The sequence below is a fragment of the Streptomyces sp. NPDC054932 genome (genome assembly GCF_053610205.1).
Genome location: NZ_JBSGXU010000056.1, coordinates 1 through 12,675, shown reverse-complemented (window position 1 = coordinate 12,675; position 12,675 = coordinate 1). Strand labels below are relative to the sequence as shown.

Genomic DNA, 12,675 nt, shown 5'->3' with positions numbered 1-12,675 from the left:
AGGGAAACGAAGCGCAGTGGCCACGACCACGACGGTGCACGACGTCATCAGGGCGATCCGCAATGGCTCCGCCGGGAATCGCGACCGCGGTACGCGCTTCGAGGAGCTCATGCTCCAGTACCTCAGCACGGACCCTCAGTGGACCGAGCAGTTCAGCCGTGTGTGGATGTGGGCCGACTGGCCGGGGGCCGAGAACGACAAGCGGGACACCGGCATCGACCTGGTGGCCCAGGACCGCGAGACTGGTGGCTTCTGTGCCATCCAGTGCAAGTTCTACGAGCCACAGCACACCATCCAGAAGGACGACATCGACTCGTTCTTCACCGCCTCGGGCAAGGGCGGGTACACCCGCCGCATGATCATCTCGACGACGGAGAAGTGGGGAGTACACGCCGAGGCGGCCCTGAATGACCAGCAGATTCCGGTCACGCGTCTCGGCCTGTCTGACATCGCGAACAGCCCCGTCGAGTGGCACATGCCGAAGGCCGGCGCCCCGCTTGAGATGAAGCTGCAGGCCAAGAAGGAGCCGCGCAGGCACCAGCGCGAGGCCATTGACAACGTCTTCGCGGGGTTCGCCGACCACAACCGCGGCAAGCTGATCATGGCCTGCGGTACGGGCAAGACGTTCACTGGCCTGAAGATCGTGGAGCGGCTCCAGCAGGAGCGCGCCGCGGCCGGTGAGGGCGAGCACACGACCGTCCTCTTCCTCGTCCCCTCCATCGCGCTGCTCTCGCAGACGCTCCGCGAGTGGTCGTTCGAGGCTGAGGTCCCACTGCGCGGCTTCGCAGTCTGCTCGGACACGAAGGTCGGCAAGCAGCCCCAGGGCGACGACAAGGACATGTCCACCCACGATCTGGCTCTGCCCGCCACCACGGACCCCAATCGCCTGATCCAGCAGATGGCCAGTGTCGAGGCGGTACCGGGGCTGACCGTGGTGTTTTCCACGTACCAGTCCATCGCCACGATCTCCGAGGCTCAGAAGAAGGGCCTGGCCCGCTTCGACCTCATCCTGTGCGACGAGGCACACCGCACCACCGGTGTCACCCTCGCCGGCCACGATGAGTCCGCGTTCGTCCGCGTTCACGACGATGAGTACCTCGGCGCGGACCGCCGCCTCTACATGACGGCCACCCCTCGTATCTACAACGAGGACACCAAGACAGATGCGAAGAATGCCGATGCAGCTCTGGCGTCGATGGACAGGGAAGACCAGTTCGGCCCGGAGTTCCACCGCCTGGGCTTCGGCCAGGCCGTAGAGCAGGGCCTACTTACCGACTACAAGGTCCTCATCCTCACCATCGACGAAGGCGTAGTCGCCAAGACCCTCCAGGAGGGTTTCGCCGGCGGTGCGTCCGAGCTGAACATCGACGATGCTGCAAAAATCATCGGCTGCTGGAACGCGATGGCCAAGCGCACCGGCACCTTCGCCGACGGATCCGGCTTCGCCGAGGACGAGGCGCCCATGAAGCGGGCCGTCGCCTTCGCCCGTTCCATCGCCGACTCCAAGGAAATCGCAGCCCGCTTCAACGAGGTCGTCGACGCCTACGACGACGCCGATGACGACGTCCTGCACTGCGAAGTTGACCATGTCGATGGCACCTTCAACACCCTGAAGCGCAACGTCCTGCTCGACTGGCTCAAGCAAGACCCCGGTCCGGCCAACGCCCGCATCCTGTCAAATGCCCGTTGCCTGTCCGAGGGGGTCGATGTCCCCAGCCTGGACGCCGTCCTCTTCCTCCACCCCCGCAACAGCGTCGTCGACGTCGTCCAGTCCGTCGGCCGCGTGATGCGCCTGGCCCCGGGCAAGAACTACGGCTACATAATCCTGCCCGTCGCAGTGCCGGCTGGGACGCCGCCCGAGAAGGCGCTCGCCGACAACCAGCGCTTCAAGACCGTGTGGCAAGTCCTCCAGGCCCTGCGCGCCCACGACGATCGCTTCAACGCAACCGTCAACCAGATCGAGCTGAACAAGAACAGGCCTGACAACAAGATCGGCATCGGCAGCATCGGGCCTAACGACGAGACGATCGGCGACAAGGACGGCTCGAGCACCGCTGACACCGGCCAGGATGCCAAGGACAAGGAAGCCCAGAGCGCCCAGGGCATCCAGGATGCCCTGTTCTCCGTCACCGACTGGCGGGACGCCATCTACGCCCGCATCGTTGACAAGGTAGGCGAGCGCCACTACTGGGAGGACTGGGCCAAGGACATCGCGGGCATCGCCCGCCGACATGTCACCCGCATCGAAGCCGCGCTCGCAATCCCCGAGAAGAAAGCGGCCTTCGACGAGTTCGTGGGCGAGCTGAGGGCCAACATAAATCCTGGTGTCTCCGAGACCGACGCCATCGACATGCTCGCCCAGCACATCGTCACCAAGCCGGTCTTCGACGCCCTTTTCAAGGACTACGGGTTCGCCGAGCACAACCCGGTCTCGAAAGCCATGCAGCGGATGCTCGACATCCTCGACGACCAGGGCCTGGACTCCGAAGCCAAGACCCTTGCGGGCTTCTACGAGTCGGTGAAGGTCCGCGCCGAAGGTATCGACAACCATGAGGGCCGCCAGCGCGTCATCGTCGAGCTGTACGACAAGTTCTTCAAGACTGCACTGCCGAAGACCGCCGACGCCCTCGGCATCGTCTACACGCCGATCGAGGTCGTCGACTTCATCATCCGCGCTACTGAGCAGGCCCTGAACAAGCATCTCGGCCGCTCCCTCTCGGATGAGGGCGTTCAGATCATCGACCCGTTCGTCGGCACCGGCACGTTCCCGGTACGCCTCCTCCAATCAGGTCTCATCAAGCCGGGCGATTTGCTGCGCAAGTACACGAGTGAGCTCCACGCGAACGAGATCGTGCTCCTCGCGTACTACATCGCAGCGGTCAACATCGAAGCCGCCTTCCACGACCTCGCCGGTGGTGAATACCAACCCTTCGAGGGAATCGTCCTTACGGACACCTTCCAGCTCGCCGAGGGCACGGCGAAGCTCGACGGGATGGACGTATTGGAAGGAAACAGCGAGCGGGCGAAGAAGCAGCAAAAGCAGGGCATCACCGTAGTAGTAGGAAATCCACCATACTCGGTCGGCCAGGACAGCGCCAACGACGCCAATCAAAATCTCAAATACGAGGCACTCGATAAGCGGATCGGCGAAACATATGCGGTGCGGTCCACTGCCACCCTCAAGACGTCACTCTATGATTCCTACATTCGCGCAATTCGATGGGCTTCGGACCGAATCGAGAATGAAGGAGTCGTCGCATTCGTTTCTAACGGCGGATACATTGACGGCAACACAGCCGATGGACTGCGAAAATCCCTGACGGACGAGTTCGATGCGATCTACTGCTACAACCTTCGCGGCAACCAGCGCACACACGACTGGAAGCGAGAAGGAGGCAAGATCTTCGGCTCTGGGAGTCAGAATACCGTCGCGATTCTGATCCTCATCAAGGGTGGCAGGGACGCCAATGACGCATGCGCCCTGCACTATTGCAGCGTCGATGACTACCTTAGCCGCGAGGACAAGCTGCGCATCGTAGCTGGGCAAGACCTCGACACAGTCCATTGGCAGACGATCACCCCAAACACAGACGGGGACTGGGTCAACCAGAGGGACGAGCGCTTCGCCGAGTTCCAGCCGATCGCCAAGAAGGATAAGTCGGAGAAATCCGATCCACTCTTTGAGCTACACTCCAGTGGCCTCAAGACGGGCCGCGACGCTTGGGCATACAACTTCTCCGAGCTGCAGCTCAAGCAAAACATGACGTCAACGATCGAATTCTACAATTCTCAGGTCAAGGGCTTCGCCGAGCATTCCAAGACCCAAAAAGTTACAGCGCCGAAGCCGTCGGACGTTGACAATTTCATTGATCTCGACCCAACGAGGATTAGCTGGGATCGAGCAGACAAGGGTCGTATCGCCAAGGGTGAGAAGTACCGCTTCTTGGACGATCGCATCTTCGTCTCCATGTACCGCCCTTTCACTCGACAGTTCGCCTATTTCGACCGGAAGCTGAACAACACGGTTTATCAGCTTCCACGGATCTTCCCCACGCCGCAGCACGAGAATCTCGGCTTCTACATCACCGGAACAGGGTCTGACGAGCCTTTCTCCGTTCTACTGACGGACGTTATCCCCGATCTTCACGCGGTTGGCACAAAGAGCGTCGGCCCGCACTTCGCTCGCTACACGTATCGTGAGGCCGGCAGCGATGATGACCTGTTCGCCACAATCAGCGAGGGCGAGCAGTACGAGCGCGTCGACAACGTCACTGACGCTGCGCTCCGCGCCTACAGGAAGACGTACGCCGACGACACGATCACCAAGGACGACGTCTTCTTCTACATCTACGGCCTACTCCACTCCCCCGCCTACCGTGCCAGCTTTGCCGCCGACCTGAAGAAATCCCTCCCGCGTATCCCCAGGGTGCGCGACTTCCGGGGATTCGCCGAAGCAGGTCGCAACCTCGCCGATCTGCACCTCGACTACGAGCAGGCTGATCCCTACCGCGGCATCGTCGAGACGATCACTGGCGACGTATCCAACTCGGCACCGGACGACCTGTATCGGGTTGCCAAGATGAAGATCCCGAAGGTGAAGGGGCAGCAGGATCGCTCGACGATCATCTACAACGGCCGCATCACCCTCACCAACATCCCCGAGGACGCGTACCGATACCAGCTAGGTGCCCGGTCCGCGATCGAATGGATCATTGACCGCTATCAGTTCACGGTTGATACCAAGGGCAAGAGCGGCCTCACCAACGACCCGAACGATTGGTCCGACGACCCTCGCTACATCATTGATCTCCTCAAGCGGATCGTGACGGTCAGCGTGGAGACGATGAAGATCGTGGATGCCCTGCCAGCCCTGGACATCTTGGAGTAGGAGCCCCGGCCGGCCCCCTCCGGGGGCCGGGTCCTGGCTGTGGCTGCGTTCGCCTCACTCCGGCGCCGTCCAAACGAAGGGCAACCAGAGAACTCCACCACAGGTCAGGGCGAGTATGGCCACGACCGGACGGCCGTACGAACACTTGGGGAAGACGTTCGGGGCAATCCCTCGCCGACGCAGCCTAGCGGGAGGGCCAGAACTTGGGTGGTGCCGCCGCCGGGTCTGTCGTCTGCAGGCGATTCTGCCGACTCGGGTCAATGGACCGCAAAGCGATAAGCCGCTGGCCGTCAGCCTCCGCCAGCTCCGCGATGGCGTGGGGCAGGGCCGCGCAGACGGTGGCTATTGCGGTGCCAAGGCCCACGAGGCCACCGTGCTTGTTGTTCTGCCGGTACTCGATTCGGTGCAGGCCCGACTCGGCGATCGCCGCAACCTCCAGCGGCCGGCTGAGCTGCTTGGCGTCGTTGGTGATGATCACCTCGAAGCCTTCGACTTTGGCCCTGGCGTACAGCTCGATGTCCTTCGTGCCAGCCCAGCCCTGGAGCTCGTGGACGTGAACCACCTCATGCGCCTTCAACAAGATGCGCACGATCTCGGCCATGGGCCGTGGCACGTTCTCATCGAGCAGCAGCCTCAAGCGACGACCTGCCGGGGTTCGCTGTCGCCGTAGCTGTCAACGTAGTCCGTGAAGTCGGCGGCGTCACGGGCTGCCTCAGCGCTCACGCCAGGGTAGAAGTCGCCAATCTGCTCCGGCGGGATGCCGTCTCGGACGAGGGCAGCAACCTCCGAGGCCGGGATCCGGGTTCCCTGGATCACAGGTTCACCTCCGCGCACGGAGGAGTCGACCGCCACGTGCTCTCGAGGTGCCAACAGGTCGGGGATGTGTCGCCCATCGCGATAGAAGGGCGCAAGCACGTCGACAAGCTCGTGGATCACCATGTTGCCGCCCCTGTTCAGGTCGACAGCGTTTTCCGCGTCCGCCAGGTAGACCGCGCCCCGGTCGGCGACGAGGACGTACGAGGAGAGGTGCTCTCGCTCCCCCAGGTCTTCCCTCAGAGTGTTCAGCGCCTTGCGGATCCTCTGCAGCGAGGTCTCCTGCCTCAGCCGAACGCACGCGCGGAGGGCTACGACATCCCGAAACGAGTACAAGATCGGGCGGGAGTCAGAGAGCTCAGGAACCAGCAGGGCACCGCTGCTTCCGGAGGCATGCCGCCAATGGGAAAGCTGGCGCATGGTGGCACCCGAGAGAGCAGCAGCCAGCTTGGGCTCGTACGACACGCGCGCCCACCTCCTCTCCCAATAGTCGGGCTTCGCCGACCGTACTTCATTGTCCCGGAGCCCGTACGCAATGGAAGGCGAAGACGCCTTTCGAGGCAGCTCGGGACTGAGCCAGCACGACACTGCCGATGATGTTGAAATCCGACAGCTGCCGAGCACTCCTCCCGGCCCCTCGCTGGGAGCCGACTGGGAGCCGATCCGCTCCCCGGTACCTGTCGGGACTCGCTCACGCCAGCCGAGGACGAAGCCCTGACCAGGGGAAACGCCATCTGCGCAGGTGGGGATCTTGGGTGGACCTCGTTCGGGACGAAGAGGTCGTGGGTTCAAATCCCGCCACCCCGACAAAGTAAGACCAGGTGAGAGCCGGTGCAGAGCAATCTGCACCGGCTCTTCCTGCGTCTGGGTGACTAACTGAGTGACTACGCCTTCGGCGCGGCCCTGAAGATCTCGTCCATAGCCGTCGCCCCGGTCTGGATCATGGGCCTCATCTGCTTCCGGCAGACCGCCTCGGTGACGGTGATCGCCTGCCGGAAGGCGCGCCGGACGTTGGTGGAGTCCAGCTCGGTCCCCGTTGCGGAGGCCCCAGCCATGGCAGGGGCCGGGCACTCGCACGCGCCGCCGGCCTTCATATGCGGCCCCGCACGCCGAGCGGGTGCAGGCGCGGCAGTTCCCGAAGGGAAGCTTGCCCGCCCGCAGCGGCATCGCGGGCAGGCCCGGTTCGGCGAGTTGAAGCGCGGTGCGCAGGTGGCGCGGTGCGCCGCCGTTCTGTCGGGTGAACGTGTCCAGCAAGCGAGGTCGGTGCTCTCGCGCGATGTCGGTGGAGTGGATTCGGCCATGCCAGAGACATGTGGGGCCGTCTGTTTGCGTGGTGGGGGAAATGCGGTGCCGGGATGCGGGCGGGGCTGCTTATGGTCGTGACCATGACGACAACGTTTGAGCTTGTGCCCGGGATGATCACGACGCGTGATGAGGTCGTGGCTGCCTTCGGCGGTGGGAAGTACCAGGGCATCGAGCCGGCCAACGAGGCGAAGAAGGTGTTCGTCTACTCCGACCCTTCCGCGGGCGAGGAGTACGGCTACACCTTCGATGGCCGCGCCGAGGATGACGAGTACGGTCCGCTGTACCTGTACACCGGCTATGGCGCGAACGGTGACCAGGAGATGAAGAGCCGCAACAAGTCCCTGCGGTACCACGTCGAAGATGGCCGTGAACTGCACCTGTTCGTCGCGCACGGCAAGGTGCCGGGTGGTAGCGGCGCCATGCGCCAGCGGTACATCGGGCAGATGACCGTGGACCCGATCAACCCCGTCGAGATTCGCCGCGGACCGGGCCAGGACCACAACATGCGCAATGCTCTGGTGTTCCGGCTTCGGCCGGTTCCGGGGTCGTCGCCGGCATGGAAGGAAGAGGACTGGCTCAAGCCGGCGGCTGGCAACGACGTGGAGGATGTGGACACTGTCCCGGTGATTCCCGCGCAGACCAGCGTGAAGGACAAGAAGTCCGAGCAGCACACCACCTCGGAGACGATCGCTGACGTTCCCGGGGGCCCGCGTACGGTTCTGCGTCGTGAGGGCCTCCTGATGGAGGCGTTCAAGAAGGACCTTGAGGCTGCTGGCCACGTGCACAAGTCGTTCCAGATCACCATCGCCGGTGAGGTGGGCGCCCTCACCCCTGACCTGTACGACATCACCGATCACGTGCTGTACGAGGCCAAGGGACTGACCACGCGCACCAACATCCGCATGGCGATCGGTCAGCTTGCCGACTACCGCAGGCACCTCCCCAACCCCGAGGGCCTGCGGGCGGCTGTGCTGCTGCCCAGTGAACCGAGCAAGGACGTGAAGGATCTGCTGGCATCGCAGAACGTGTACCTCGTCTACCAGGTCGAGGACGGTTTCGCCGGCTTCCCCTTGGCCCACTGAGAGGCGACGCCTCACCTGGCGGACGGTGGCGGACGCCGCCGTCAGTAGGGGCGGGGCGACATGATGTGCGGCTCGATGGCGGGGGCCTCGAAGATGCAGCGGGGCACGCCCGGGCCGGGTGTCGCGCGGACGGATACCCGTGTCGGAGGATCCGTCGGCAGCTCGACGTGCACGGTCACGGGGTGGTCGTCGTGCGTGGTGGCATGTCCGGTCTCCTTGCCGTCGACCAGTACCTCCACGACGGCGGTGTGCCCGGTCTGGACCGTGGCGCTGACCGAGTGTCCGTCGTGGTCGATGTGGAAGTGATGGCGCCGACCCATGAGATCGCCTCCCGGCAGTACCCCCTCACGACAAGGGTAGCGACGGGAGCGCGGGACGGCCCTGCGGCTGCGGCCGGGCCGGACCCCAGTGGCGAAAACGCCTCCGCCGGGCCCGCACCCCGCTCCTATGATGCGAGCCGGACACCCGTTCACCCATGAGGAGGAACCGTGGCAGAGGCCGCCGAGGACCAGCAGCCGGGCGAGCAGCCGGTCGCCGAGCGGAAGAACGCCGTGTCCCGGCGCGTCTCCGAAGAGCTCGCGCAGAACATGGCGTCCGGCTGGGCCGACACCGAGGCGCACGATCTGCGGCCTATACCCCAGGCCGACCGCACCGCCGCCCGCCGTGCCACCCTCTCGGCGCGCTTCCCCGGAGAGCGCCTCGTCATCCCGGCCGGCCGCCTGAAGACCCGCTCGAACGACACCGAGTACCCCTTCCGGGCCGCGACCGAGTACGCGTACCTCACCGGCGACCTCAAGGAGGACGGGGTCCTCGTCCTGGAGCCGACGGACGGCGGCCACGAAGCCGCCCTGTACCGGCTGCCCCGCTCCGACAAGGAGAACGGCGAGTTCTGGCTCGACGGCCAGGGCGAACTGTGGGCCGGCCGCCGCCGCAGCCTCACCGAGGCCGAGGCCCTGTACGGCATCCCCTGCCGCGACGTGCGCACCGCGGCCGACGTGCTGCGCGGGGCGGGCGGCCCGGTACGTGTGGTGCGCGGGCACGACGCGGGCATCGAGGCGGCGCTGACCGACGGGGTCACCGCCGAGACCGATGAGGAGCTGCGGGTCTTCCTGTCCGAACTGCGTCTGATCAAGGACGGCTTCGAGGTCGGTGAGCTGCAGAAGGCCGTCGACTCCACCGTCCGCGGCTTCGAGGACGTCGTGAAGGTCCTGGACAAGGCCGAGGCCACCTCCGAGCGCTACATCGAGGGCACCTTCTTCCTGCGCGCCCGCGTCGAGGGCAACGACGTCGGCTACGGCTCCATCTGCGCCGCCGGCCCCCACGCCACCACCATCCACTGGATCCGCAACGACGGCCCGGTCCGCTCCGGCGACCTGCTGCTGCTCGACGCCGGCGTGGAGACCCACACCCTCTACACCGCGGACGTCACCCGCACCCTGCCGATCAGCGGCACCTTCTCGCAGGTGCAGCGCAAGATCTACGACGCCGTGTACGAGGCCCAGTCGGCCGGCATCGAGGCCGTCGTACCGGGGGCGAAGTACCAGGACATCCACCGTGCCGCGCAGCGGGTGCTGGCCGGGAAGCTGGTGCAGTGGGGGTTGCTGGAGGGGCCGGTCGAACGGGTTCTGGAGCTCGGCCTGCAGCGCCGCTGGACCCTGCACGGCACCGGCCACATGCTCGGCATGGACGTCCACGACTGCGCCGCCGCCCGCCGCGAGGCGTACGCCGGGGGGACGCTGCAGCCGGGCATGTGCCTGACCGTCGAGCCCGGTCTCTACTTCCAGACCGACGACCTCACCGTGCCCGAGGAGTACCGCGGCATCGGCGTCCGCATCGAGGACGACATCCTCGTCACCGAGGACGGCAACCGGAACCTGTCCGCCGCCCTGCCGCGCACGTCCGGGGACGTCGAGGCGTGGATGGCCCGGCTGAAGGGCTGACCCTCCGCAGGGCTGCGCGGTGCCCTCAGAGCACCTCGGGGTCGGAGAGTTCCGCGAGTGCGGTCCGGACCAGGGCGAGGAAGGCCCCGGAGGGGGCCTCCACCGCACGCTCCTCGGCCAGGCCGTCGAGGTGCTCCAGGAGCGCCCCGAGGGTGTCGAAGGGGCCGACCGGGCGCAGCAGCCACAGGCGGCCCCGCGGGCGGGGCGGGAGGCCGAGCCCCACGAGGGCCTCGTCGGCCTCCCGGTCGAGGTCCCGCAGGTCGGGCTCGGGCAGCGGGGCGCACTCCACGCCGGTGATGTGGCCGTGGCCGTCGAGGGAGGTGTCCACCGCCCAGTGCGTGGAGCGGTCGGGGATCCAGGTGCGGTCCGCGGGGGGCCAGACGTATGGGAGGAACACCCAGCGCAGGTCCTCGGGCGCCGGCTCCCAGCCGAGCACCTCCAGCTCCCGCATCTCGGGCAGCCGGTCCGGCTCCAGTTCGCTGCGGCCGGTGCGGCGCAGTGCGAGCAGGTGCGGTGTTCCGTCCTCGTCCCACGACATGCGGGCACGCTATCCGACGCGGTGACCGATATGCGTGACCCGCTGCGGCGCGAAACCCCGCACCCGTGGGCCGCCGCCCCTACATCCGCTCCAGGGGGTTGGCCGCGATTCGCACGGCCGCGCCCCCGGCCACGTACGCGGCCGCCGCGCAGTCGGGCTTGCGGGCGGCCTGGTCCTCGACCAGCGCGAGGAAGGCGTCGCCGAAGCCGCCCCGCGGGTGGGCGGCGAGCAGGTCGGCGGTGAAGGCGGGATCGAACTCGGCGACGCGCAGGCCCGAGACGTCCGCGCTCGTGCCGACCTGCAGGAGGTGGCTCTCCACGTCCTGGGCCGCGGACACGTCGTCCCGCATGTGCAGGACGATCACCTCCTCGGCGCGCGCCCGGCGGGCAGCCGGCCAGCCCAGGCCCGCCGTCAGGACGCGCGCGACGTGGCCGCCCGCCTCCTCGAAGGGAAGGGTGTGGCTGTCGAAGGGCGCGGTCAGACCCAGATCGTGCAACAGGGAACTGACGTAGAGGAGTTCCGCGTCGTGCGCCAGCCCGTGCTGCTCCGCGTACCGGGCGCCGAAGGCGTAGGAGCGGACCGAGTGGTTCAGGAGGGTGGCGTCCGCGTACTCCGAGGCGATCTCGAGCGCGGCACGGGCCGATGGTGTGTCAGGAGTCCACGTCATGGCGCGTCAGCGTAGGCGGCGGCCGAAGTCGACCTCGGACGGGGGCTCGCCCGGCCAGTTCAGCCGGGTCGGCGCGGGCGGGGTCTCGGCGAGGACGGTCCCGCGCGAGACGACGTACCGCGGGCGGACCTGGCGGCGGATCGCCTCCTCGGGCGTCGGGGCCGGGAGCAGCACGAAGGAGGCGGGGGCGCCCTCGGTGATGCCGTACTCCGTCTCCCCGAGGCCGAGGACCCGCGCCGCACGATCCGTCACCATCGAGAAGGCCTGCGGGATCTCGTCGCCGCCGGTGAGCTGGGCGGCGTACAGCCCGACGAGGGCGGTCTGCAGCGGGTTGGCGGTGCCCAGCGCGTTCCAGGGGTCCATCACGTCGTCGTGGCCGAAGGCGACGTTGACCCCGGCGGCCAGCATCTCCTTGACCTGGGTGAGGCCGCGCCGCTTGGGATAGGCGTCGAAGCGGCCCTGGAGGCCCAGGTTGGCGAAGGGGTTGGAGACCAGGTTGATGCCGGAGCGGGCGAGCAGGCGCTGGAGTTTGAAGCTGTAGGCGCCGTTGTAGGAGCCCATGGCCGTCGTGTGCGAGGCCGTGGCGCGCTCCCGCAGCCCCGTGCGCAGGGCCAGGGTGGCCAGCACCTCGACGAATCGCGACTGCTCGTCGTCGATCTCGTCGCAGTGCGCGTCCACCCGCAGGCCGTGCTCCTCGGCCAGCGCGAAGGCCGTCTGAAGCGAGGCCACGCCGTCCTCGCGGGTGTCCTCGAAGTGCGGGATCGCGCCGACGACGTCCGCCCCGCGGGCGACGGCCTCGCGCAGCAGCGCCCCGCCACCCGGGAAGGAGACGATGCCCTCCTGCGGAAAGGCCACGATCTGCAGGGTCATGAACTCCCGCACCCGGTCGCGCACCTCCAGCAGTGCGTCGAGCGCGGTGAGGTCCGGGTCGGTGATGTCGCAGTGGGTCCGCACGTGCAGCACCCCGTGGGCGGCCTGCCAGCGCAGCACCTCGGTGGCGCGCGCGATGACGTCCTCGCGGGTCAGGGTCCGCTTGCGCTCGCTCCAGCAGGCGATGCCCTCCCAGAGCGTGCCGGAGGCGTTGGGGCGCGGCTCGCCCGCGGTCAGCGCCGTGTCCAGGTGGATGTGCGGCTCGACGAAGGGTGCGGTGAGCAGTCCCCCGTGGGCCTCGATGAGGACGCCGGTGACCGGTGGTTCCTTCTGATCGTCGTACGGGATCACGCGCGCGATGCGGCCGTCCTCCGCGACTTCGACGTCGGACAGGCCGTGGTCGGGCAGGCCGGCCCCGGACGGACCGTGGGTGTGCAGCAGCCGGGCGCCCCGGACGATCATCCGCATGGCGCCAGCCTAGTAGTGCTTTGTTATCTGGTCTTGTCACGTCGGGTGTGCGGTAGTTCGCTGGCTGTATGAGGGCTGGGGAACTTGCGGCGGTCAGGGCTCGG

Annotated in this window: 10 protein-coding genes; 3 read left to right on the top strand and 7 right to left on the bottom strand. The window is 66.8% G+C overall.

Annotated features, from left to right (window positions below):
* Positions 1 to 16 precede the first annotated feature (16 nt).
* Positions 17 to 4,888, top strand: coding sequence for a DEAD/DEAH box helicase (locus tag ACWGE1_RS17525; RefSeq protein ID WP_453421377.1), 4,872 nt, complete (start codon positions 17 to 19; stop codon positions 4,886 to 4,888).
* Between the two features lie 184 nt (positions 4,889 to 5,072).
* Here the strand turns inward: ACWGE1_RS17525 and ACWGE1_RS17520 are convergent, their stop codons facing one another.
* From ACWGE1_RS17520 to ACWGE1_RS17510, 3 genes are all read right to left on the bottom strand, one after another.
* The gene (locus ACWGE1_RS17520; protein ID WP_453421376.1) at positions 5,073 to 5,525 is read right to left on the bottom strand and encodes a DUF5615 family PIN-like protein; all 453 of its coding nucleotides are present in this window, start codon (positions 5,523 to 5,525) and stop codon (positions 5,073 to 5,075) included.
* A complete protein-coding gene (locus tag ACWGE1_RS17515; protein ID WP_453421375.1) occupies positions 5,522 to 6,166 on the bottom strand; it encodes a DUF433 domain-containing protein in 645 nt (214 codons plus the stop codon). Before ACWGE1_RS17515 ends, ACWGE1_RS17520 begins: the two co-directional genes overlap by 4 nt.
* A gap of 419 nt (positions 6,167 to 6,585) precedes the next feature.
* On the bottom strand, positions 6,586 to 6,756 hold the full coding sequence (locus tag ACWGE1_RS17510; RefSeq protein ID WP_453421374.1) for a hypothetical protein: 171 nt from the start codon (positions 6,754 to 6,756) through the stop codon (positions 6,586 to 6,588).
* 330 nt (positions 6,757 to 7,086) lie between these two features.
* On the opposite strand from ACWGE1_RS17510, the gene ACWGE1_RS17505 reads away from it, so the two are divergent.
* Positions 7,087 to 8,088 (top strand): hypothetical protein, encoded by a 1,002-nt coding sequence (locus ACWGE1_RS17505; protein ID WP_453421373.1) that lies wholly within the window; start codon positions 7,087 to 7,089, stop codon positions 8,086 to 8,088.
* A gap of 41 nt (positions 8,089 to 8,129) precedes the next feature.
* On the opposite strand, the gene ACWGE1_RS17500 is transcribed toward ACWGE1_RS17505, so the two are convergent.
* Positions 8,130 to 8,408, bottom strand: a complete 279-nt coding sequence (locus ACWGE1_RS17500; protein ID WP_453421372.1) for a hypothetical protein — start codon at positions 8,406 to 8,408, stop codon at positions 8,130 to 8,132.
* 168 nt (positions 8,409 to 8,576) lie between these two features.
* On the opposite strand from ACWGE1_RS17500, the gene ACWGE1_RS17495 reads away from it, so the two are divergent.
* Entirely contained in the window at positions 8,577 to 10,028 is a 1,452-nt protein-coding gene (locus ACWGE1_RS17495; RefSeq protein WP_453421371.1) for an aminopeptidase P family protein, read from the top strand.
* Positions 10,029 to 10,053: 25 nt separating this feature from the next.
* On the opposite strand, the gene ACWGE1_RS17490 is transcribed toward ACWGE1_RS17495, so the two are convergent.
* The 3 genes from ACWGE1_RS17490 to codA all read right to left on the bottom strand — a co-directional run bounded on the left by ACWGE1_RS17490 (position 10,054) and on the right by codA (position 12,571).
* Entirely contained in the window at positions 10,054 to 10,566 is a 513-nt protein-coding gene (locus ACWGE1_RS17490) for a DUF5956 family protein (RefSeq protein ID WP_453421370.1), read from the bottom strand.
* Between the two features lie 79 nt (positions 10,567 to 10,645).
* Positions 10,646 to 11,233: an HD domain-containing protein gene (locus ACWGE1_RS17485; RefSeq protein ID WP_453421369.1), complete on the bottom strand. Its 588-nt coding sequence runs from the start codon at positions 11,231 to 11,233 to the stop codon at positions 10,646 to 10,648.
* Between the two features lie 6 nt (positions 11,234 to 11,239).
* On the bottom strand, positions 11,240 to 12,571 hold the full coding sequence (codA, locus tag ACWGE1_RS17480; protein WP_453421368.1) for a cytosine deaminase: 1,332 nt from the start codon (positions 12,569 to 12,571) through the stop codon (positions 11,240 to 11,242).
* Positions 12,572 to 12,675: the final 104 nt, after the last annotated feature.

What these genes read in the sequence shown, in the direction of transcription:
- ACWGE1_RS17500 (WP_453421372.1), bottom strand. Translation starts at nt 8,408, where the DNA reads ATGGGTCGGCGCCATCACTTCCACATCGACCACGACGGACACTCGGTC.
- ACWGE1_RS17505 (WP_453421373.1), top strand. Translation starts at nt 7,087, where the DNA reads ATGACGACAACGTTTGAGCTTGTGCCCGGGATGATCACGACGCGTGAT.
- ACWGE1_RS17485 (WP_453421369.1), bottom strand. Translation starts at nt 11,233, where the DNA reads ATGACGTGGACTCCTGACACACCATCGGCCCGTGCCGCGCTCGAGATC.
- ACWGE1_RS17490 (WP_453421370.1), bottom strand. Translation starts at nt 10,566, where the DNA reads ATGTCGTGGGACGAGGACGGAACACCGCACCTGCTCGCACTGCGCCGC.
- ACWGE1_RS17510 (WP_453421374.1), bottom strand. Translation starts at nt 6,756, where the DNA reads ATGGCTGGGGCCTCCGCAACGGGGACCGAGCTGGACTCCACCAACGTC.
- codA (WP_453421368.1), bottom strand. Translation starts at nt 12,571, where the DNA reads ATGCGGATGATCGTCCGGGGCGCCCGGCTGCTGCACACCCACGGTCCG.